This window comes from Klebsiella sp. YJ (assembly GCF_002108615.1).
GTDB lineage: Bacteria > Pseudomonadota > Gammaproteobacteria > Enterobacterales > Enterobacteriaceae > Klebsiella > Klebsiella planticola.
The window spans coordinates 80,126-102,399 of record NZ_MTEG01000018.1; the positions used below are offsets into that span (position 1 = coordinate 80,126).

The window sequence follows — 22,274 nt, forward strand, 5'->3', positions numbered from 1 at the left end:
TCAGGGATTCTACTGGCAAACATCAATCCAGGTGGCTTCGGTCAACTGCGCCATTCTGTCCGGTGAAATGCGTACTGCGCTATGGATAGCGCCTGCGGCCGGTAAGACTTCCGGGTACTGTTTTAGCGAAATATCGCAGTAGATCGCCAGCGGATTTTCCAGCCCGAAAGGGCACACGCCGCCCACCGGATGCCCGGTCAATATCACCACCTCGTCACTGCTGAGCATGCGCGCTTTCGCGCCAAATGCGTCCTTCAGTTTTTTATTATCCAGCCGGGCGTTGCCGCTGGCGACGACAAGGATGACCTGTTCTTTCACTTTTAATGAAAGGGTCTTGGCGATTTGCCCAGGTTCGACATGATGCGCGGCGGCTGCCTGGGCAACGGTGGCCGTACTTTGATTCAGTTCGATGATGTCGATATCGGGGGCATGTTCGGCAAAAAACTGCCGCACGGACTGCAGGCTCATTGGGATCTCCTGATTAATGACCGATTTAATCTGTCACAAGCCCGGGGGAGTGTAAATATTGTTGATTGAGAATCAGGAATTATTCCAATTTCTGGATCTTCTTCACAATCACCGTAACCGGTTACTGTAACCGGTTGCTGTTCTGCTCGCTCAGATGAATACTGGATGGGTAACTTCCCTGTATCACATATAACAAAGAGCCGTGTATGAATCGTGCTGACTTGAACAGTATAGAGAATGGAATGGCCGGCGTGGTTGTCCGTTCACAGAACAACTTTCATCACAACGGCAGAATAATCGTTGTTGGGCCAGTATCTAAAGCCTGTCAGGAGGGCTGCTATGTCTGCTAACCATGCTGCGTTTAATCTGATATTTCGCTTTGTAGAAAATTATATAAGCCCTGTCGCCGGGCGAATCTCGTCGCAGCGCCACGTGATGGCTATCCGTGACGGTTTTATCTCGGCGATGCCGTTTATGATTGTCGGGTCATTCCTGCTGGTCTTTGCCTACCCGCCGTTTTCGCCAGATACGACCTGGGGGTTTGCGCGCGCCTGGCTGGATTTGGCGAAAGAGTTTGAAGGGCGGATTCTGACGCCGTTCGATATGACGATGGGCATTATGTCTATCTACATTTGTGCCGCGATCTCTTATAACCTCGGCAAGCACTATGAGAAGACCAATCAGCTCGATCCCTTTATGTGCAGCATGTTGTCCATTATGGCTTTTCTGCTGGTGGCAGCGCCAAAAACGAACGGCACCCTGCCGGTCGATAGCCTCGGCGGCACGGGGATTTTTACGGCGATTCTGGTGGCCGTGTACTGCGTTGAAATGATGCGTTTCCTGAAGGCGCACAATATCGGTATTCGCCTGCCGGATCAGGTGCCGCCGATGATCAAAAACTCCTTTGATCTGCTCATTCCGGTACTGGTGGTGGTGCTGACGCTCTATCCGCTCAGCCTGTTTATTCAGCACCATTTTGACATGCTTATTCCGCAGGCCATCATGGCCATCTTTAAACCCCTGGTATCCGCAGCGGACTCGCTGCCGGCGATTTTACTGGCGGTGCTGATCGGTCATTTGCTGTGGTTCGCCGGGATCCACGGCGCGGCGATTGTCTCTGGCATGCTGCAAATGTTCTGGCTGACTAACCTCGGGATGAACCAGCAGGCGCTGGCTCAGGGTGCGCCGCTGCCGCATATCTTTATGGAGGCGTTCTGGACCTTCTTTATTGTTATCGGGGGGTCTGGCGCCACAATGGGACTGGTCTTCTGCTACCTGCGCAGTCGGTCGGCGCATTTGCGTTCAATCGGTCGACTGAGCGTCGTGCCAAGCCTGTTTAATATTAACGAGCCGGTTATTTTCGGCACCCCTATCGTCATGAACCCGGTCTTCTTTATTCCGTTCCTGCTGGCGCCGATGGTTAACGCCATATTGGCCTGGGCGGCGATGAAGCTGGATCTGATTGGGCGAGTGATTTCAGTTGTACCGTGGACGGCTCCGGCGCCAATTGGCGGCGCGTGGGCATTGGGCTGGGATTTCCGGGCGGCAATACTGGTGGTTATTCTGGCCTGCGTCTCGGCGATTATCTACTTCCCGTTCTTTAAGGTATATGAGAAACAGCTGCTGGCGCAGGAGGCTGAAGAAGCTCAGCGCATGGAAGAAGAGAGCCAACAGACAGCATAAGATAACCGGCGGGCGGTCCGCATGCCGCCCGCCGTGAATGGCATTATTTCAGCGTGCAGTCCCCGCACTGAAGAACGTCTGGCAGACGATTACGTTGACAGCAGGTGCGGCGCACCAGCAATCCTTCGCGTAAAATCACCGTTCGCCACAGCGGATTGTCCTGGCCATCGGCAAACTGCTTTTCAAAGAAGCAGTGTTGACGCAGGGCTGTAACCTGCTCGTCACCCAGCAGCGCTTTCATTTCCCCCAGATACCAGTTGATCAGATAGCCGGTATTGCTCCAGATAAGCTTGCCATTGATATCTCCGGTTGCTTCCAGCGCCTGTACCACCGGCAGCAGGGCGTTGGTCACCAGCGTTTCCATACGCGTTTGCGGCGAATGGCTTCTGGCGGAGGAGTCTGCCTTGACATCGATCCAGAAGCAGGCCGCGCGGCCCGTTTCGTGAAATTCAACGCGAAAACGCTCCGGCGCGACGCTGATAGCGGTCTCTTCACTGAGCAGCGCCAGCATCAGCGGAGGCACCAGCAGGCCGATGTACCATTGCGCCCAAAGTGAGAGCAGCGGCTTTTGTTCACGCGGCATCGTCGGCTGGTTGCGATAGATATGATCGGACCAGGTGGCCAGCAGGGAGCTGAGTACCGTGGGCGCAGACCATTCAGCGAGCGTCAATGCGCATGGCGGGGCCTCTTCATCCAGGCGAAGAAAATCCAGCAGATGAGGACGAAGGGTGGTGATTTTTTCCCGAATCGCATTCGCCAACGCATCTTCGGCCGGCAGCAACGGAGCCTGCCAGATGATGTCGATGTCATTGCGGAATGAAGCAGAACGGTAAACCATCAAATCGCCAGATATGAATCTAAATGAGAATGATTAGTGATACTAGTTAGTTGTCCGGGCGATGGCAAGATATTTGTCTGCGCCGCGTGCGCTGTACCATGCGGCGGCGGGGCGGGATCAGCTGGCGAGAATAATGTTGCGGCCCTGGCCTTTGGCTTCGTAGAGCGCCGTATCGGCTCTTTTCAGGGCGCCATCGATATCGGAATCCATGAGAGGCGTCATGCCAATACTGATGGTGACATTGGTGGCGACGCTTTCATTAAACATATGAGGAATTTTCAAATCGTAGACCTGCTGGCGGATACGCTCTGCGGCCAGAGAAGCCGCTTCCGTGGTGCTGTTTGTTAACAGCACCATAAACTCTTCACCACCAAAGCGCGCGACAATATCACGCGATCGTACGGCATTGCGAATCGCGGCGGAGACCTGAATCAATGCCTGATCGCCCATCATATGGCCATAGTGGTCGTTGTAGGCTTTAAAGTGGTCAATATCCAGCAGCAGTACATGATGGTCACTGTCACTCACCGCCAGAAGGGTATCCAGGCGATTCTGCAGGCCGCGCCGGTTATATAAGCCGGTGAGAGGGTCCAGCATACTCAGATCGTTCAGGGTGTTGCGTTCCTGCAGTAATTTATCCATCAGCCCCTGGGTAAAGGCATCGCTACGTTTTTGAATGATGTTTTGCAACGTAATGCCGGCAATGGGGAGCGTGAGACAATACAACATACGTAACCACTGTTCACCTTCGGCAAGGAACAGACAGGCGATAAATGTGGGTAAAGAGTGCAGGGTAAAGGCAGTGATATTATTGGGGAATGCAATAGCGCCAATAAACAATATGCTTAATAGCGCAATGACCAGAAAGTTAAAATGAGGCGCTGGCAGTAACAATGCTTTTTCCGTTATATGCGAGGCCCACAGCACACCAAATATCAGAGAAATAAAAGGAATATTTATTTTGCGCTGTGAAAACTTCCAGTGCCATAGCGCCAGGGCGGCGCTGAGAATAACGATCAGGACGCAGGGAAGGGTAAAGCTGACAGGGGTATACAGCGGACTGACTAGCGAGAAAACCGCAGAAATAAAAGTCAGCAGCAAAAAGAGCCGTAAGGAATATTGATATTTTTTGTCATAATGTTTTTGCCAGGATTGTGCAGTCATATTGGGCGTGTCGTTATTAGTCATTAAATTTCAAAATGATGGCTGCCAAAAATGAACGATAAAAAGCACTGCACACAGTGCGGTTTTTGCGAAATAATCAAATATTTTAATACATTAGTACGGCGCGTTTAATTTATCACCTTCACCGATCTATGTCATCAGGCCGAACGTAAAGAACGAAATATCCTGACAGGCAAAACATGACAAATGATAAAGGCTATCATATGATATTGGTTATCATTATCGATTAGAAAGGTGAGAACATGTTGCAGCGAGCTTTGGGCAGTGGATGGGCAGTGCTGTTGCCTGGGATACTGGTTGCGGCACTGGGAGGGGCTGGTCTGTCGGTAGATGCCTGGCGTGGGCTGGTTACGGTCGGGCTATTGATGACGGCATTGATGATCTGGCACCGGCGCTTACGGCATTTCGTACTGTTACCGTCATGCGTGGCGTTAATCAGTGGAATCATGCTGATGGCGTTGAATTTGAAACTGATGGGGTAATACAGAGAAGGGTAAGAATATTGGTGCGAGGGGGGGGACTTGAACCCCCACGTCCGTAAGGACACTAACACCTGAAGCTAGCGCGTCTACCAATTCCGCCACCTTCGCACAGTATTCTTAATTTTTGATATCGCCTCGTTGGTGCGAGGGGGGGGACTTGAACCCCCACGTCCGTAAGAACACTAACACCTGAAGCTAGCGCGTCTACCAATTCCGCCACCTTCGCACAGTGCGAGCGATATCTGCGTGGTTTATGGTGCGAGGGGGGGGACTTGAACCCCCACGTCCGTAAGGACACTAACACCTGAAGCTAGCGCGTCTACCAATTCCGCCACCTTCGCATACCATCGACACTATGAAAGTATCGTTACCACGGAGGCGCATTCTAGTGGTTTTCAGCTATTCGTCAATAGTTAATTGTGTGGCCTGGATTGATTGTTGCAAAAATGGTCGAATTTGCGGAGGGAGAACCGGCGGCGGGGTTGCCCTGCCGCCGGAGAAGACAAAAAATTATTTTTTCGCCTGACGGGTCATGACGGTACGGTAAACCTTAAAGCGACCGGTTTGGGCAATCACTTCATGGAAGCCGAAGACTTCATCCAGCACATCCGGATACGGCAGGAAGGCGTTGGCGACAATACGCAGCTCCCCGCCGCTGTTCAGATGACGGACCGCGCCGCGAATCAGCGTTTGCGCAGCTTCCTGGCTGGTCTGCAGGCCATCATGGAACGGTGGGTTGGAGATAATCATGTCGAAGCGACCGTTCACTTCGGAGAACACATTGCTGGCGAACACGTCACCTTCAATGCCGTTGGCGGCGAGCGTTGCGCGGCTCGCTTCGACCGCTGGCGCGCTGACGTCGCAGAGCGTCAGGCGGACCTTCGGCGAGTGGCTGGCCAGTACGGTCGCCAGCACGCCTGCGCCGCAGCCAACATCGAGCACTTTACCTTTGGTGTGCGGCGTCAGCGTTGAGAGCAGCAGCTGGCTGCCAATGTCCAGTCCGTCACGGCTGAATACGCCTGGCAGCGTTTTAATGGTCAGATTTTCCAGCGCGTATTCGCCCCAGTACTGCTGCGGATCGAACGTCGGCTGTTTTTCCAGACGCCCGTGATACAGCCCGCAGCGGCGTGCGCTGTCCACTTTCGTCAGGGGGACATATTCGGCCAGCATCTGTTCGGCGCTGCGAACGCCGCTGCGGTTTTCACCGACGACGAAAACGTCAATCCCGACCGGCAGCAGCGACAGCAGGTTCATCAATTGAAACTGCGCTTCCGGTTTGTTCTTTGGCCAGTAGTAAATCAGCGTATCGCAATCGGCAACGTCGCTGGCTTCGGCTACCAGACTAAAACGTACGTTTTCGCCCATCTGGCCGTTCAGGGCTTGCCAGTGGTGAAACTGTTGGGTGTGGGCGCGGCTGGCCGCGGTGTCCAGACGTGCGGGCAGGTCATCCTGCAGGTCACCGGCAAACAGAACGCGTGCGGGTTCGAAATCATCACTGTGGCGCAGCAAGACTTCACTTGCCGGGGTAAAAGCAGACATGAAACACTCCTTCATTAAGACTGGCGCCGATTATACACGTTATCCAGAATGCTGCCTCTTTGTTGGCGCTGCTGGGGCCGCCTGCGCGCGGATAACGCGATACACCTCATCTCTGACCGAGCGACAGGCACGTCGTACGTAGTTTGTTGGCGCAGATAAGCGGGATTTGCTATATTGCGCGCTTAATTAACAGGAGTGTTTCGCTATGACTTCCCGACGAGAGTGGCAATTACAGCAGCTGGGTATCACCCGGTGGTCGCTGCGTCGCCCCGGGGTGTTACAGGGTGAAATCGCTATCTCGCTTCCTGGGCATATTCGTTTGGTGATGGTGGCGGAAAACCCGCCGTCGCTGACTGGACCGCTCGCCAGCGATATTCTGCGTGCTCTGGCGCTGTCGCCGGATCAGGTACTGCAGCTCACGCCGGATCGCGTGGCTATGTTGCCGCAGGATAGCCGCTGCAACAGCTGGCGGCTGGGTACTGACGCACCGTTACCGTTGGCGGGCGCGCAGCTTTCGACGCCCGCTTTTGATGAACTCCAGACCAGCGCGCCTGCCCGTATGGCGCTCTGGCAACAAATCTGCGCTCATGAACACGATTTCTACCCTCAACACGGCTGATTTGCCCCGTGCATGGCAAATAGAACAACGCGCCCACGCTTTTCCGTGGAGCGAACAAACCTTTGCCAGTAATCAGGGCGAGCGTTATCTGAACCTTCAACTGACGGTTGATGGCGAGATGGCGGCCTTTGCGATTACGCAAATTATCCTCGATGAAGCGACGCTGTTTAACATCGCCGTCGACCCGGCTTTTCAGCGGCGCGGCCTTGGGCGAGCGCTGCTGGAGCAGGTGATTGATGAGGTTGAGAAACGCGGGGTCGTGACGCTGTGGCTGGAAGTGCGTGCGTCGAACGTAGCCGCTCTCGCACTTTACGAGAGCTTAGGTTTTAACGAGGCAACCATTCGTCGTGACTATTATCCCACGGCCGACGGGCGTGAGGATGCGATCATAATGGCGTTGCCAGTCAGTATGTAACAGCCTGTTCGCCAGGCTTTTTTAAGGGTAGGTCTGACGCTGCGATGCTCAGATCTGCTGTAACAAGACGCCTGTAGGGCGGGCAATGACAGGGTGATACGATGAAGTGGGACTGGATTTTCTTTGATGCCGACGAAACGCTGTTTACGTTTGATTCTTTTACCGGTCTGCAGCGAATGTTTCTCGACTATAGCGTGACCTTTAGCGCTGAAGATTTTCAGGACTATCAGGCCGTGAATAAACCACTGTGGGTGGATTATCAGAACGGTACGATCACTTCGCTGCAGCTGCAACATCAGCGTTTTAATAGCTGGGCGGAGCGCCTCAGCGTGCCGCCGGGCGAACTCAACGACGCCTTTATGAATGCGATGGCCGAGATCTGCTCGCCGCTGCCGGGGGCGATATCGCTGCTGAATGCCCTGCAGGGGAAGGTAAAAATGGGGATCATCACCAACGGGTTTACCTCGCTGCAGCAGATCCGTCTGGAACGCACCGGCTTACGCGATCACTTTGATTTATTGATTATTTCTGAAGAGGTCGGCGTGGCGAAGCCGGACGCGCGCATTTTCGAATACGCGCTGGCGCAGGCGGGTCATCCCGATCGTTCCCGCGTACTGATGGTCGGCGATACGGCAGAGTCCGATATCCGCGGCGGGGTGAATGCCGGCCTTGCCACCTGCTGGCTGAACGCTCATCAGCGTGAACTGCCTGCCGATCTTCACCCCGACTGGACGGTGACCTCTTTAAGCGACCTGGAGCAGCTCCTGTGTAAACACTGATTGCCTCCCCCCTATTGATGGGTAAAATAGCCGCAATTTTTCGTATTCCACATGCGTGGCCGGTTGCCGCGTTTACTAAGAAGAATCAATTATGACGTTGTCTCCTTATCTGCAAGAGGTGGCTAAACGCCGCACTTTTGCCATTATCTCTCACCCGGATGCCGGTAAAACGACCATCACCGAGAAGGTATTACTGTTCGGACAGGCGATTCAAACCGCCGGTACCGTGAAAGGCCGTGGTTCGAGCCAGCATGCAAAATCAGACTGGATGGAGATGGAAAAGCAGCGTGGTATCTCCATTACCACGTCGGTGATGCAGTTCCCGTATCACAACAGCCTGGTTAACCTGCTGGATACCCCGGGCCACGAAGACTTCTCCGAAGATACCTACCGTACCCTGACGGCGGTGGACTGCTGTCTGATGGTCATCGATGCGGCAAAAGGCGTTGAAGATCGTACCCGTAAGCTGATGGAAGTGACCCGTCTGCGCGATACGCCGATCCTGACGTTCATGAACAAACTCGACCGTGATATCCGCGATCCGATGGAGCTGCTGGATGAAGTGGAGAACGAGCTGCGTATTGCCTGCGCGCCGATCACCTGGCCGATTGGCTGCGGTAAGCTGTTTAAGGGCGTGTACCATCTCTACAAAGATGAGACCTATCTCTATCAGACCGGTAAGGGCCACACTATTCAGGAAGTGCGGATCGTAAAAGGGTTGAATAACCCGGATCTCGATCTGGCCGTCGGCGAAGATCTGGCGCAGCAGCTGCGTGATGAGCTGGAGCTGGTACAGGGCGCTTCAAACGAGTTTGATAAAGATCTGTTCCTCGCCGGTGAAATCACCCCGGTCTTCTTTGGTACGGCCTTAGGTAACTTCGGCGTGGATCATATGCTGGATGGCCTGGTTGAGTGGGCGCCGGCGCCGATGCCGCGCAAAACCGATACCCGTGAAGTGACGGCGGAAGAAGAGAAATTTACCGGTTTCGTCTTTAAAATTCAGGCCAACATGGATCCGAAACACCGTGACCGCGTGGCCTTTATGCGCGTGGTGTCCGGTAAGTATGAGAAGGGCATGAAGCTGCGTCAGGTCCGTACGGGCAAAGACGTGGTGATTTCCGATGCGCTGACCTTTATGGCCGGCGACCGTTCTCATGTGGAAGAGGCGTGGCCGGGCGATATTATCGGTCTGCACAACCACGGCACGATTCAGATCGGTGATACCTTCACCCAGGGCGAGATGATGAAATTCACCGGTATCCCGAACTTCGCACCGGAGCTGTTCCGTCGTATTCGCCTGAAGGATCCGCTGAAGCAGAAGCAGCTGCTCAAAGGGCTGGTACAGCTTTCTGAAGAGGGCGCGGTACAGGTCTTCCGTCCGATCGCCAATAACGATCTTATTGTCGGCGCGGTCGGGGTGCTGCAGTTTGATGTGGTCGTGGCTCGTCTGAAGAGTGAATACAACGTGGAAGCGATCTACGAATCGGTGAACGTGGCGACCGCACGTTGGGTGGAATCCACCGACGTGAAAAAATTTGAGGAATTTAAGCGTAAAAACGAAATTCAGCTGGCCCTCGATGGCGGTGATAATCTGACATATATCGCGCCAACGATGGTTAACCTGAACCTGACGCAGGAACGCTATCCTGACGTTCTGTTCCGTAAAACTCGCGAGCACTAATCCCTTCCGGAGCGCGGCTCTCACCGCGCTCCACGCTATTTTGTTGTTGTTTCCTGCGTTATAGAAAGTTCTTAAAGATCCCGTCAGCGTGACTTTTTGTGCATATTTTCCGTCTCTTTCATGACCTTCTACTATATTTAATAAGTAATTTTTAAGATTCTGGCTTAATAAGCTACTTATTTTGCTTTAGCGATATAGAAATAACGAGGACAGAGAGATGACAAGACTAAAGGATGCCGGGACGTTGCTGGCTCTCTTCTTAGGCTCAGCCATGATAAGCGCCTCGGCATATGCAGAAAATCCGCCGGCGAACAGCGCACAATCGGTTGCCTCCAGCGCCGGTCAGGCCGTCGACAGCTCGCTGAACAAAGTTGGCGATTTTATGGATGACAGCACTATCACCGCCAGGGTGAAAGCGGCGCTGATTGACGATAAAAATATTCGCAGCAGCGATATCTCTGTGAAAACCGAGAATAAAGTGGTGACGCTGAGCGGCTCGGTTGACAGTGCGGAGCAAAAAGATCTGGCGGTGAACGCCGCGAAAACGGTCAAAGGCGTGACCACCGTGCATGACCAGTTGAACGTGGTCGCAGAGAAGTCTGCTAGCCTGAAGGGGTACGCAGGCGATACGGCCATTACCAGTCAAGTCAAAGCCAAACTGTTGGCGGATGACATTGTACCGTCGCGAAAGGTCACGGTTGAAACCCGTGCCGGGACCGTACATTTATCCGGAACCGTTGATTCTCGTCAGCAGGCGGATCGCGCGGCAGACATTGCCAAAGCCGTTTCGGGTGTAAAAAACGTAGAAAATAATCTTAGCGTTAAATAAACCCATTCATTTAATAACGTTATTTCCCGTTAACTATTCAACTCTTTGAATTGCGCGTTGAATGACATGCGGGAGGTAAACAAATGAATCCTCTGGCGCTTATTCAGGTCATTTTATCGAGGAACACGGGCATCGCCCGAGCACCAGCAATTCGACGTATGACGAGTTAAGAAAAAGAGCATGACAGGGTTGATTTATGCGCGGCCTGAGCGCGCAGAAAAGCGACCGTTATCCACTATGGTAAGGAGCACATTATGTTTCGATGGGGCATTATTTTTCTGGTCATTGCACTGATTGCCGCCGCGTTAGGATTTGGTAGCCTGGCGGGTACGGCTGCCTGGGCTGCAAAAATCGTCTTTGTCGTCGGTATTATTCTGTTCCTGGTTAGCCTGTTTACCGGGCGCCGGCGCCCATAGAAAGCGGTCTTTCCCTGCCGCGCAGGACGCGAAAGGCGTTTTAATGACATAGCGTTTTACATAAAGCCAGTCCTCAGGACTGGCTTTCGTGGTTTCAGGGGGGTAATAATTGCAGGACGGCGCGGCGATGGACGCCAGGATTTCAGATCCCTTGTGGGCGGTGAACGTCGCCCGACGGGCCGGGAGCGCTGGGGAGAGACCCCGCCGGATTATTTTGGGCTGGTACAATAAAACATAACAGGAAAGCAGGGTGGGACATCGAATTCCCGTAACGCTTGGCAATATTGCGCCGCTGTCGGTCAAACCATTTCTTCCGGGCAAGCTTGGCCTGGTGTGCGAGGGTGGCGGTCAGCGAGGTATTTTTACCGCCGGAGTACTGGATGAGTTCATGCGCGCGGGATTCAACCCCTTTGACATTATGCTGGGAACATCCGCCGGGGCGCAGAACCTGTCGGCCTACATGTGCAACCAGCAGGGCTACGCCCGCAAGGTCATCACCCGTTACACCACGGCCCGGCAATTTTTCGATCCTATGCGTTTTGTCCGCGGCGGCAATCTTATCGACCTTGACTGGCTGGTGGAGACCACGGCGCAAAAAATGCCGCTGGCGATGAGCTATGCGGAAGAGCAGTTCGCTCTGGGGAAAGAGCTGTGGATGTGCGCCTGCCGGGGCGATGATTATACGCCAGACTATTTTGCCCCCACGCAGACCACGTGGCTCGATTTGATCCGCGCTTCCAGCGCGATCCCCGGCTTTTATCGCAGCGGCGTCATGCTGGATGGCATCAGCTATCTGGATGGCGGCGTCAGCGATGCGATTCCCGTACAGGAGGCGGCCCGACGCGGGGCGCAAACCATCGTGGTTATCCGTACGGTGCCTTCACAGATGTTCTATACCCCGCAGTGGTTTAAGCGAATGGAGCGTTGGCTGGGGGAAAGCAGCCTGCAGCCGTTTGTGAACCTGGTCCAGCATCACGAGGCCACCTATCGCACTACCCAACAGTTTATTGAGAAGCCGCCGGGTAAGCTGCGCATCCTGGAAATTTATCCGCAGAAACCGCTTAAAAGTATGGCGCTGGGAAGCCGTCTACCGGCGCTGCTGGAAGACTACAAGACCGGGCGGCAGTGCGGGCGTTATTTCCTGGCGACGGTCGGCAAACTGCTGGCAGACCGTCCACCGCTGGTGCGTCATTTGCCGCGAGTCACGCAGCCGGCCTCGGTTGTGGTGCCGGCGGCTTCCGTCGCCAACGATTCCCATCCGGCCACTTTCGTTACCGCCCCGCAGGCTAATGATGCCAGCTTTGATAACGAGGATCTGGCATGACGTGGACGTTTATCGATACGCATTGTCATTTTGATTTCCCGCCCTTCGCCGGCCATGTGGCCGAGAGTCTTGCCCGGGCGGCGCAAGCCGGGGTGACGCAGATAATTGTCCCGGCCATTGAAGCGGAAAATTTCCCCCGCGTATTAGCGCTGGCGGAGCAGCATGAAGCGATTTATGCCGCCGTAGGACTGCATCCCATTGCGATCGAACGGCATGATGAGCGCAGTCTTGAGCAGTTGGAAGAGTGCCTGCGCCAACGCCACCGAAAGGTGGTCGCCGTGGGGGAGACGGGGCTCGATCTGTATCGTGAAGATCCGCAGTTTGAGCGCCAGAAGAGCATGCTGGAAGCGCAGCTGCGGCTGGCGAAGCGGTACGATCTGCCGGTGATTCTCCACTCCCGCCGTACTCACGATACGCTGGCGATGCTGCTGAAAAAACATGCCTTGCCGAGAACCGGCGTGGTACATGGTTTCGCGGGAAGCCTGCAGCAAGCGGAACGTTTTGTTCAGTCAGGTTATAAAATTGGCGTCGGCGGGACCATAACCTACCCACGTGCCAGTAAAACGCGTGATGTGATGGCGCGTCTGCCGCTATCGGCACTGCTGCTGGAGACGGATGCGCCGGATATGCCGCTCAATGGTTTTCAGGGGCAGCCAAATCGACCCGAGCAGGTGGCCCGCGTCTTTGCCTCGTTATGTGAACTGCGGCAGGAACCTGCGGATGTCATTGCGAATGCGTTGTTAGACAATACGAAAGCGTTGTTCTGTAACCTGTGACGTAGGCGTAGCGCACTGTCAGTGATGACGCTCGTGAGTCCGCCGCGGCTAAGAGGTTGCGGCATCATCGCCGGCAAGGGCGTACTGCCTCGCTGCCCGGCTCCCCTTCCTTCCACGCACTCCTGAGAATGTTATAATTCCATCATCGTCTTTTTTCAGTAACCTGCTTATTTTTCAATGATTATTGCCTGATTTTCAATTTTTAGCACAATATGCATTCGCTTTTGTCGAGGAGTATTGTGGTTCTATGTTATTATATTAACATCCCCTTGTGTCTGAGGATTTTGATTATGCTTAAAGTAAACCTGGCGTCTTTCAGCGTAATACCGCAGCCATAAAGGTGATCAATGTCACATTAAAGTAATGCAAATTCTCTATGAGTTTTCATTAACTGTGATGAATGTCGAAGTGTAACGGCGAGGTGATGTTACAATAGTAACAGACTCGCAAGGTGAACAAACTATTGAACCGGCAATAAGCCGTCGGAGTGTAAAATGACTGATTTATCTGCAAGCAGCCTGCGCGCGTTGAAACTGATGGACCTGACCACGCTGAATGACGATGACACCAATGAAAAGGTGATCGCTCTGTGCCATCAGGCAAAAACGCCGGTAGGGAACACAGCGGCTATCTGCATCTATCCGCGCTTTATCCCGATCGCGCGTAAAACGCTGAACGCGCAAGGCACCCCGGATATCCGTATCGCCACGGTCACAAACTTCCCGCATGGTAACGATGATATCGATATCGCGCTGGCGGAAACCCGTGCGGCCATCGCTTACGGCGCGGACGAAGTTGACGTGGTATTCCCGTACCGCGCGCTGATCGCGGGTAACGAGCAGGTCGGATTCGATCTGGTGAAGGCCTGTAAAGAGGCTTGCGCGGCGGCCAACGTGCTGTTGAAAGTGATCATCGAAACCGGTGAGCTGAAAGAAGAAGCGTTAATTCGCAAAGCCTCTGAAATTTCTATTAAAGCCGGGGCGGATTTCATCAAAACCTCGACCGGTAAAGTTCCGGTAAACGCGACGCCGGAAAGCGCACGTATCATGCTGGAAGTGATCCGCGATATGGGTGTACAGAAAACCGTTGGCTTTAAGCCTGCGGGCGGCGTCCGCAGCGCTGAAGATGCGCAGCAGTTCCTGGCGATTGCCGATGAACTGTTTGGTGCCGACTGGGCGGATTCCCGCCACTATCGTTTCGGCGCCTCCAGCCTGCTGGCAAGCCTGCTGAAAGCGCTGGGTCACGGCGACGGTAAGAGCGCCAGCAGCTACTAAGGCGTAACGGCGACAAAACCGTAGCCCGGAGGAGGCGCAGCTGCGCCGACCCCGGGAGATTCCCGGCGTCGCGACGCTCGGCCGGGCTACAGGATCTTAGCGCGGGCGCAGACAACGCCGCCCGCCGAATTTGACCTTATTCCTCAGGGGGTTACCTTGTTTCTCGCACAAGAAATTATTCGTAAAAAACGTGATGGCCATGCGCTGAGCGATGACGAAATTCGCTTTTTCATCAACGGGATCCGCGATAACACCGTTTCTGAAGGGCAGATCGCGGCGCTGGCGATGACCATCTTTTTCCACGATATGTCTATGCCAGAACGCGTCTCGTTAACCATGGCAATGCGGGATTCAGGAACCGTTCTGGACTGGAAAAGCCTCAATCTGAATGGCCCGATTGTCGATAAACACTCCACCGGCGGCGTGGGCGATGTGACTTCGCTGATGCTTGGTCCGATGGTCGCCGCCTGCGGCGGCTATGTGCCGATGATCTCCGGGCGCGGCCTCGGTCATACCGGCGGCACCCTCGACAAACTGGAAGCCATTCCAGGTTTCGATATTTTCCCGGATGACGCCCGTTTCCGCGGCATTATTAAAGATGTTGGCGTCGCCATCATTGGGCAGACCAGTTCGCTGGCCCCTGCCGACAAACGTTTCTATGCCACCCGCGATATTACCGCGACGGTGGATTCCATCCCGCTCATCACCGCCTCGATTCTGGCGAAAAAACTGGCGGAAGGCCTGGATGCGCTGGTGATGGACGTCAAAGTAGGCAGCGGCGCCTTTATGCCGACCTACGAACTCTCCGCAGCGCTTGCCGAAGCGATCGTTGGCGTTTCCAACGGTGCCGGCGTGCGTACTACCGCGCTGCTGACCGATATGAACCAGGTGCTGGCATCCAGCGCCGGTAATGCCGTCGAAGTCCGTGAAGCGGTTCGCTTCCTGACCGGCGAATACCGCAATCCGCGTCTGTTTGATGTGACTATGGCGCTGTGCGTGGAAATGCTGATTTCCGGCAAGCTGGCCCAGGATGACGCCGACGCGCGGGCGAAACTGCAGGCGGTGCTGGACAACGGCAAAGCGGCGGAAGTCTTTGGCCGGATGGTTGCCGCGCAAAAAGGGCCGACTGATTTCGTCGAGAACTACGATAACTATCTGCCTACCGCCATGCTGAGCAAAGCGGTCTACGCTGATGGTGAAGGGTTTGTCGCTGAAATGGACACCCGTGCGCTGGGTATGGCGGTGGTGTCGATGGGCGGCGGTCGTCGCCAGGCGTCCGATCCGATTGACTATAGCGTCGGCTTTACCGACATGGCGCGCCTGGGTGACAGCGTTGACGGGCAGCGTCCGCTCGCGGTTATCCATGCCAAAGATGAAGCCAGCTGGCAGGATGCGGCGAAAGCCGTCAAAGCGGCAATTAAACTGGACGATAAGGCGCCGAAAGAAACCCCGACGGTCTATCGCCGAATCACCGAATAACGGTATACTGATCTGATCGCTTTTTTGCAGCGCAAAAGGTACGGAGAATAATATGAAACGTGCATTTATTATGGTGCTGGACTCTTTCGGCATCGGTGCGACTGAAGATGCCGCTCGCTTTGGCGACGTCGGCTCAGACACGATGGGCCACATTGCTGAAGCCTGCGCTAAGGGCGAGGCTGACCATGGCCGTAAAGGCCCACTCAATTTGCCTAATCTGACCCGTCTGGGGCTGGTCAAAGCTCACGAGGGCTCGACCGGTAAGATTGCTGCCGGGATGGACGCCAGTGCGGACGTCATTGGCGCATACGCCTGGGCGCATGAGCTCTCTTCCGGTAAAGATACGCCGTCCGGCCACTGGGAAATCGCCGGTGTACCGGTTCTGTTCGAATGGGGCTACTTCAGTGACCATCAGAACAGCTTCCCGCAGGAGCTGCTGGATAAACTGGTTAAACGTGCAAACCTGCCGGGCTACCTCGGTAACTGTCACTCTTCCGGGACGGTGATTCTGGATGAGCTTGGCGAAGAACATATGAAAACCGGCAAGCCGATTTTCTATACCTCCGCTGACTCCGTGTTCCAGATTGCCTGCCACGAAGAGACCTTTGGTCTGGATAAACTCTACGAGCTGTGCGAAATCGCCCGTGAGGAGCTGACTGAAGGTGGCTACAACATTGGCCGCGTTATCGCGCGTCCGTTCGTGGGTGATAAACCGGGCCACTTCCAGCGTACCGGCAACCGTCACGATCTGGCCGTTGAACCGCCTGCGCCGACCGTGTTGCAAAAGCTGGTTGACGAGAAAGGCGGCCACGTGGTTTCCGTTGGGAAAATCGCCGACATCTATGCCAACTGCGGGATCACCAAAAAAGTGAAAGCGACCGGCCTGGATGCGCTGTTTGACGCGACCATCAAAGAGATGAAAGAAGCGGGTGATAAGACCATCGTCTTCACTAACTTCGTGGACTTCGACTCTTCCTGGGGGCATCGTCGCGATATCGCCGGTTATGCTGCGGGTCTGGAACTGTTCGACCGCCGTCTGCCGGAGCTGATGGAGCTGGTGGGTGAAGATGACATTCTGATCCTGACCGCTGACCACGGCTGTGACCCGAGCTGGCAGGGTACTGATCATACGCGTGAGCATATCCCGGTACTGGTCTACGGCCCGAAAGTTAAACCGGGCTCGCTGGGCCACCGTGAAACCTTCGCGGATATCGGCCAGACCCTGGCGAAATACTTTGGTACGTCCGACATGGAATATGGCAAGGCCATGTTCTAAGGTCATTGCCCGGTGGCGCTATGCTGACCGGGCCTGTGGTTTTGTAGGCCGGGTAAGGCGCAGCCGCCGCCCGGCAAAAACAACAATATAAAAGGAACTGAAGATGGCAACTCCTCATATTAATGCAGAAATGGGTGATTTCGCTGACGTCGTGTTGATGCCGGGCGACCCGCTGCGCGCGAAGCACATCGCGGAAACTTTCCTTGAAGACGTGCGCGAAGTGAACAACGTGCGCGGCATGCTGGGCTTCACCGGTACCTATAAAGGCCGCAAGATCTCCGTCATGGGCCACGGCATGGGGATCCCGTCCTGCTCCATCTACACCAAAGAGCTGATCACCGATTTCGGCGTGAAGAAGATTATTCGCGTGGGCTCCTGCGGCGCGGTACGTGCTGATGTCAAACTGCGTGATGTGGTGATTGGCATGGGCGCGTGCACCGACTCCAAAGTTAACCGTCTGCGCTTTAAAGATCATGATTTCGCCGCTATCGCTGACTTCGGCATGGTGCGTAACGCGGTTGATGCTGCAAAAGCGCTGGGCGTTGATGCCCGTGTCGGCAACATCTTCTCCGCAGACCTGTTCTATACCCCGGATCCGTCCATGTTCGATGTGATGGAAAAATACGGCATCCTGGGCGTGGAAATGGAAGCCGCCGGTATCTACGGCGTAGCGGCGGAGTTCGGGGCGAAAGCGCTGACTATCTGCACCGTTTCCGATCATATTCGTACGCATGAGCAAACGACCGCGGCTGAGCGTCAGACGACGTTCAACGATATGATCAAAATCGCGCTGGAATCCGTTCTGCTGGGCGATAAAGAGTAAAGGTTGTATTGCCCGGTGGCGCTGCGCTTACCGGGTCAATCAAACCGTGCGGGATCTGCCGGCCGGATAGGGCGTAACCGCTAGTCTCGCGCTGAGCGGTCAATCAAACCGTGCGGGATCTGTCGGCCGGATAGGGCGTAAACGCTAGTCTCGCGCTGAGCGGTCAATCAAACCGTGCGGAATCTGTAGGCCGGATAAGGCGTAGCCGCCATCCGGCTTTTTTATCAGCGCACCGCGCCGGCAATCCATGCCGACAGCTCCCGCAGCTCTTTCTCCTGCTCCGGGAAATCCACTAATAATGCTTCACACGCCTGCTGCAGCACGTCAGCACGATACGGGCAGCCCTGCAATCGCGTAGCCAGCGTTTCCAGCGGCGCCGGATTCAGGCTATCGGTAAAGACCTGCGCACGGGTGATATGGCCTTTCTCAACGTCAAAGTGCAGCTCAACCCCACCCCAGACGAAGCGCTCATCCAGCAGGTGCGAGAAGGCCGGCGCCTGGCCAAAATTCCATGCCCAGCTGCTCTGGCGGGCGAAGGTTTCGGCAAAGTTCGGCAGATCCGGCGTCTTATCGGGCGAAATCACTTCCGCGGCGACGCGCTCGCCGTAGTAGGTGAAAAAGGCCTCTTCAATCGCCGAGCAGACCTGCTGGTGCGTAATACCCGGCAGCAGCTCAACCAGATTGGCTACGCGGCCGCGTACCGAAGTGATACCTTTCGCCTGTAGCTTCTTTTTATCCGGGTTGAGATAGTTTGCCAGACGACTTAAATCGGCATTCAACAGCAGCGTTCCGTGGTGAAAACCGCGGTCAAGGGTTTCGCGGTAGGCCGAACCGGAGATTTTACGATCGCCTTCGGCAGTTTTGACCACCAGGTCATTGCGCCCGGATGCTTCAGCCGTGACGCCCAGCGCCTCCAGCGCAGCCAGTACAATCCGGGTGGAGACGGTTTTATCGTACTCGGGTTTACCTGCCATGAAGGTAAAGCAGGTGTTGCCGAGATCGTGGAATACCGCGCCGCCGCCGCTGCTGCGGCGGGCCAGACGGACGTTATCCTCTTCCATCCGGCGGGTGTTGCACTCTTTCCACGGGTTTTGCGCCCGCCCAATGACCACCGTGTCGGCATTGCGCCACAGGAACAGCACGCGCTGGGTGGCGGGCATCTGGCGGAAAATACACTCTTCAACCGCGAGGTTGAACCAGGGATCCGTAGAATCTGAGAGCAGCAGGCGTAGCGTCGACATCAGCGATTTCCTTATTCTGATTCATCTTTGTCTTCGTCCTGCACCGGCTTATTGGCGGTGAGCAGGAAGGGCGATTGCTGCCAGCGGGTGCGCTTGCCCTGCAGCAGCGTGCGGGTCAGCACCACGCCGATAGCCAGTGACAGCAGCAGCATCAGACGTAAAATATTGGTGGTATTATCCACCTGTTTCGCCTCGGTGGCTAACGTATGGGTATCCAGCGTCAGGCGCAGGTAGCCCAGCGGCCCGTTTTTACCCTGAATCGGCTCCACGATCTGCTGATTGAAGTAACCGCCCGCTTTTTTGCCGTCCAGCGCCAGCCTGTCGCGCACGTTGACCCCTTCGCCCGAGCGAGCGACCAGATCGCCCTGGTCATCATAGACTCCGGCATCGAGGACCCGGCTCTGGCGGGTCAGCAGCTCCAGCAGCTCACCGATCCGTTTTTCATCAGGGGTCTCGCTGCGCATCATTGGCGCCAGATTCAGCGTAACCTGCTGCGCAAGAGTGCGAGCCAGTTCTTCTAACTGTGGATTACGTTGCTTTTGGCTGTTCTGGCTGAACCACGACGCTCCCTGCATCAGGGCAACGAGAAGCGCGAGGCAGATAAGAACAATGACGGCGCGATGCAGTCGGAATTTCAGTTTTGCGCGTACCATATTCCACCTTTAATATTTACAGCTTAATGTTGCCAGAAGCGCTGGTTACAAGGTAGCCTCATGCGTTATTTTCCTGGCCTGAATAAAGAAATGTGGAGCCGTAATGCCAAACAGTTTGACCTGGTGCGATCTGCCCGAAGATGTTTCCCTGTGGCCTGGATTACCGCTTTCGCTGAGCGGTGATGAGGTCATGCCGCTGGATTATCATGCCGGACGCAGCGGCTGGCTGCTCTACGGGCGCGGCCTTGATAAACGCCGGCTGACGGCCTGGCAGCGTGAGCTGGGAGCGGCGCTGGTTATCGTTGCCTCCTGGGTTGTCGAAGATTATCAGGTTATTCGTCTGGCGGGCTCTCTGACGCTGCGGGCAACCCGGCTGGCGCACGAAGCGGGGCTGGATGTCGCCCCGCTGGGGAAAATCCCGCATCTGCGCACGCCTGGGCTGCTGGTGATGGATATGGACTCCACGGCGATTCAAATCGAGTGCATTGACGAAATCGCCAAACTGGCCGGAACCGGCGAAATGGTGTCGGAAGTGACCGAACGGGCGATGCGCGGTGAGCTGGACTTCACCGCCAGCCTGCGTCAGCGGGTGGCGACGTTGAAAGATGCCGATGCCAATATTCTGCTGCAGGTACGTGAATCGCTACCGCTGATGCCGGGGCTGGCGCAGCTGGTGCTGAAGCTGGAGACGCTGGGCTGGAAAGTCGCGATTGCCTCCGGCGGATTCACCTTCTTCGCCGAATACCTGCGCGACAAGCTGCATCTTGACGCCGTGGTCGCTAATGAGCTGGAGATTATGGACGGCAAGCTGACCGGAAACGTCATTGGCGATATTGTCGATGCCAAATATAAAGCCGCCACGCTGCGAAAACTGGCGGAAAAATATGCAATCCCGCCGGCGCAGACCGTGGCGATCGGCGATGGCGCCAACGATCTACCGATGATCAAAGCGGCGGGGCTGGGGATCGCGTATCATGCTAAGCCAAAAGTGAATGAGCAGGCGGAAGTGACGATCCGTCACGCTGACCTGATGGGAGTCTTCTGTATTCTCTCAGGCAGCATGAATCAAAAGTAAGAGGTAACACGTGGCGAAAGCTCCAAAACGCGCATTTGTCTGTAATGAATGTGGTGCGGATTACCCGCGCTGGCAGGGGCAGTGCAGCGCCTGTCATGCCTGGAATACCATCACCGAGGTGCGTATTGCCGCTTCGCCGCAGGTGGCGAGAAACGAGCGTCTGACGGGCTACGCCGGGAATGCCGGCGCGTCGAAGGTGCAAAAGCTGTCGGAGATCAGCCTTGAGGCGCTACCGCGTTTCTCCACCGGTTTTAAAGAGTTTGACCGCGTGCTCGGCGGTGGCGTGGTGCCGGGCAGCGCCATTCTGATTGGCGGCAGTCCGGGGGCGGGTAAATCGACGCTGCTGCTGCAGACGCTGTGCCGCCTGTCGGAAAACATGAAAACGCTGTACGTCACCGGGGAAGAGTCGTTGCAGCAGGTGGCGATGCGCGCTCATCGCCTGGGGCTGCCGACCGCTAATCTCAATATGCTCTCCGAGACCAGCATTGAACAAATCTGCCAGATAGCCGATGACGAAAAGCCGCAGCTGATGGTTATCGACTCGATCCAGGTGATGCATATGGCTGACGTTCAGTCGTCGCCGGGCAGCGTCGCCCAGGTACGCGAAACGGCAGCTTATCTGACCCGTTTTGCGAAAACGCGCGATGTCGCGATCATCATGGTCGGTCATGTGACCAAAGATGGCTCGCTGGCCGGGCCAAAGGTGCTGGAGCACTGTATTGACTGCTCGGTGCTGCTGGATGGCGATGCCGATTCTCGCTTTCGTACCCTGCGCAGCCATAAAAACCGCTTTGGCGCGGTGAATGAGCTGGGGGTGTTCGCGATGACCGAGCAGGGGCTGCGTGAAATCAGTAACCCTTCGGCGATTTTTCTCAGCCGCGGCGATGAAGTGACTTCCGGCAGCTCGGTGATGGTGGTCTGGGAAGGCACCCGTCCTCTGCTGGTGGAGATTCAGGCGCTGGTCGATCATTCAATGATGTCTAACCCGCGTCGCGTCGCGGTAGGGCTGGAGCAGAATCGCCTGGCGATTTTGCTGGCGGTACTGCACCGTCACGGCGGCCTGCAGATGGCCGATCAGGATGTTTTTGTTAACGTCGTCGGCGGGGTGAAGGTAGCGGAAACCAGCGCCGACCTGGCGCTGCTGCTGGCGATGGTTTCCAGTCTGCGCGATCGTCCGCTGCCGCACGATCTGGTGGTGTTTGGTGAAGTGGGGCTGTCCGGCGAAATCCGTCCGGTGCCCAGCGGCCAGGAGCGCATCTCCGAGGCGGCGAAACATGGTTTTCGTCGCGCCATCGTCCCGGCAGCCAACGTGCCGAAAAAAGCACCAGAAGGGATGCAAATCTTTGGTGTGAAAAAGCTTTCAGACGCGCTAAGCGTGTTTGACGACTTATAATTAAATACCCGCCGCCTGTTCGGCGG

General features: G+C 55.5%; 22 protein-coding genes and 3 tRNA genes. 16 read left to right on the forward strand and 9 right to left on the reverse strand.

The features are described from left to right. Positions 1–9: 9 nt before the first annotated feature. Positions 10–468: a YbaK/EbsC family protein gene (locus BV390_RS19060; RefSeq protein ID WP_032689587.1), complete on the reverse strand. Its 459-nt coding sequence runs from the start codon at positions 466–468 to the stop codon at positions 10–12. 339 nt (positions 469–807) lie between these two features. Here BV390_RS19060 and BV390_RS19065 point away from each other — a divergent pair, with 339 nt between their 5' ends. Further along, the gene (locus BV390_RS19065) at positions 808–2,151 is read left to right on the forward strand and encodes a PTS sugar transporter subunit IIC (protein ID WP_032689586.1); all 1,344 of its coding nucleotides are present in this window, start codon (positions 808–810) and stop codon (positions 2,149–2,151) included. Between the two features lie 43 nt (positions 2,152–2,194). Here the strand turns inward: BV390_RS19065 and fhuF are convergent, their stop codons facing one another. Both fhuF and BV390_RS19075 read right to left on the reverse strand, forming a co-directional pair. Beyond that, the gene (gene fhuF, locus BV390_RS19070; RefSeq protein WP_085397227.1) at positions 2,195–2,989 is read right to left on the reverse strand and encodes a siderophore-iron reductase FhuF; all 795 of its coding nucleotides are present in this window, start codon (positions 2,987–2,989) and stop codon (positions 2,195–2,197) included. Positions 2,990–3,106: 117 nt separating this feature from the next. Beyond that, positions 3,107–4,153: a GGDEF domain-containing protein gene (locus tag BV390_RS19075; RefSeq protein WP_032689584.1), complete on the reverse strand. Its 1,047-nt coding sequence runs from the start codon at positions 4,151–4,153 to the stop codon at positions 3,107–3,109. A 263-nt stretch (positions 4,154–4,416) separates the two neighbouring features. On the opposite strand from BV390_RS19075, the gene BV390_RS19080 reads away from it, so the two are divergent. Further along, a complete protein-coding gene (locus BV390_RS19080; RefSeq protein ID WP_032689583.1) occupies positions 4,417–4,656 on the forward strand; it encodes a DUF1435 domain-containing protein in 240 nt (79 codons plus the stop codon). Positions 4,657–4,677: 21 nt separating this feature from the next. Here BV390_RS19080 and BV390_RS19085 read toward each other — a convergent pair. From BV390_RS19085 to rsmC, 4 genes are all read right to left on the reverse strand, one after another. After that, a tRNA-Leu gene (locus BV390_RS19085) sits at positions 4,678–4,764 on the reverse strand. 31 nt (positions 4,765–4,795) lie between these two features. Continuing rightward, a tRNA-Leu gene (locus BV390_RS19090) sits at positions 4,796–4,882 on the reverse strand. A 28-nt stretch (positions 4,883–4,910) separates the two neighbouring features. Then, a tRNA-Leu gene (locus BV390_RS19095) sits at positions 4,911–4,997 on the reverse strand. 169 nt (positions 4,998–5,166) lie between these two features. After that, a complete protein-coding gene (rsmC, locus tag BV390_RS19100) occupies positions 5,167–6,195 on the reverse strand; it encodes a 16S rRNA (guanine(1207)-N(2))-methyltransferase RsmC (RefSeq protein ID WP_032697940.1) in 1,029 nt (342 codons plus the stop codon). Positions 6,196–6,400: 205 nt separating this feature from the next. Between rsmC and BV390_RS19105 the strand changes: the two genes are divergently transcribed. The 12 genes from BV390_RS19105 to deoD all read left to right on the forward strand — a co-directional run bounded on the left by BV390_RS19105 (position 6,401) and on the right by deoD (position 17,886). Beyond that, positions 6,401–6,814 carry a DNA polymerase III subunit psi gene (locus BV390_RS19105; protein ID WP_085397228.1) on the forward strand — a complete coding sequence of 138 codons (414 nt, stop codon included), beginning with the start codon at positions 6,401–6,403 and terminating at the stop codon, positions 6,812–6,814. After that, positions 6,783–7,229, forward strand: coding sequence for a ribosomal protein S18-alanine N-acetyltransferase (gene rimI / locus BV390_RS19110; protein WP_032689581.1), 447 nt, complete (start codon positions 6,783–6,785; stop codon positions 7,227–7,229). Before BV390_RS19105 ends, rimI begins: the two co-directional genes overlap by 32 nt. Positions 7,230–7,330: 101 nt before the next feature. After that, positions 7,331–8,008 (forward strand): pyrimidine 5'-nucleotidase, encoded by a 678-nt coding sequence (yjjG, locus tag BV390_RS19115; RefSeq protein WP_032689580.1) that lies wholly within the window; start codon positions 7,331–7,333, stop codon positions 8,006–8,008. A 91-nt stretch (positions 8,009–8,099) separates the two neighbouring features. After that, a complete protein-coding gene (gene prfC / locus BV390_RS19120) occupies positions 8,100–9,689 on the forward strand; it encodes a peptide chain release factor 3 (RefSeq protein ID WP_004857644.1) in 1,590 nt (529 codons plus the stop codon). A 217-nt stretch (positions 9,690–9,906) separates the two neighbouring features. Next, positions 9,907–10,518: a molecular chaperone OsmY gene (osmY, locus tag BV390_RS19125; RefSeq protein ID WP_032689579.1), complete on the forward strand. Its 612-nt coding sequence runs from the start codon at positions 9,907–9,909 to the stop codon at positions 10,516–10,518. A gap of 254 nt (positions 10,519–10,772) precedes the next feature. Then, positions 10,773–10,934, forward strand: a complete 162-nt coding sequence (locus BV390_RS19130; protein ID WP_004857650.1) for a DUF1328 domain-containing protein — start codon at positions 10,773–10,775, stop codon at positions 10,932–10,934. A 250-nt stretch (positions 10,935–11,184) separates the two neighbouring features. Beyond that, positions 11,185–12,258, forward strand: a complete 1,074-nt coding sequence (locus tag BV390_RS19135; RefSeq protein WP_032689578.1) for a patatin-like phospholipase family protein — start codon at positions 11,185–11,187, stop codon at positions 12,256–12,258. After that, positions 12,255–13,034 (forward strand): TatD family hydrolase, encoded by a 780-nt coding sequence (locus tag BV390_RS19140; protein ID WP_032697942.1) that lies wholly within the window; start codon positions 12,255–12,257, stop codon positions 13,032–13,034. Before BV390_RS19135 ends, BV390_RS19140 begins: the two co-directional genes overlap by 4 nt. Positions 13,035–13,528: 494 nt before the next feature. Further along, positions 13,529–14,308 (forward strand): deoxyribose-phosphate aldolase, encoded by a 780-nt coding sequence (deoC, locus tag BV390_RS19145; protein ID WP_004857657.1) that lies wholly within the window; start codon positions 13,529–13,531, stop codon positions 14,306–14,308. Between the two features lie 156 nt (positions 14,309–14,464). Further along, on the forward strand, positions 14,465–15,787 hold the full coding sequence (gene deoA, locus BV390_RS19150; RefSeq protein WP_032689576.1) for a thymidine phosphorylase: 1,323 nt from the start codon (positions 14,465–14,467) through the stop codon (positions 15,785–15,787). Between the two features lie 52 nt (positions 15,788–15,839). Next, positions 15,840–17,063: a phosphopentomutase gene (gene deoB, locus BV390_RS19155; protein ID WP_004857660.1), complete on the forward strand. Its 1,224-nt coding sequence runs from the start codon at positions 15,840–15,842 to the stop codon at positions 17,061–17,063. Between the two features lie 103 nt (positions 17,064–17,166). After that, positions 17,167–17,886, forward strand: a complete 720-nt coding sequence (gene deoD / locus BV390_RS19160; protein WP_004857662.1) for a purine-nucleoside phosphorylase — start codon at positions 17,167–17,169, stop codon at positions 17,884–17,886. 224 nt (positions 17,887–18,110) lie between these two features. On the opposite strand, the gene lplA is transcribed toward deoD, so the two are convergent. Next, positions 18,111–19,127 carry a lipoate--protein ligase LplA gene (gene lplA / locus BV390_RS19165; RefSeq protein WP_064385470.1) on the reverse strand — a complete coding sequence of 339 codons (1,017 nt, stop codon included), beginning with the start codon at positions 19,125–19,127 and terminating at the stop codon, positions 18,111–18,113. Positions 19,128–19,138: 11 nt separating this feature from the next. Continuing rightward, a complete protein-coding gene (locus tag BV390_RS19170; RefSeq protein WP_032689562.1) occupies positions 19,139–19,780 on the reverse strand; it encodes a YtjB family periplasmic protein in 642 nt (213 codons plus the stop codon). A gap of 103 nt (positions 19,781–19,883) precedes the next feature. On the opposite strand from BV390_RS19170, the gene serB reads away from it, so the two are divergent. Together serB and radA are read left to right on the forward strand one after the other, a co-directional pair. Next, a complete protein-coding gene (serB, locus tag BV390_RS19175; protein ID WP_004857669.1) occupies positions 19,884–20,855 on the forward strand; it encodes a phosphoserine phosphatase in 972 nt (323 codons plus the stop codon). 10 nt (positions 20,856–20,865) lie between these two features. Then, a complete protein-coding gene (gene radA, locus BV390_RS19180) occupies positions 20,866–22,248 on the forward strand; it encodes a DNA repair protein RadA (protein ID WP_004857671.1) in 1,383 nt (460 codons plus the stop codon). Positions 22,249–22,274 lie beyond the last annotated feature (26 nt).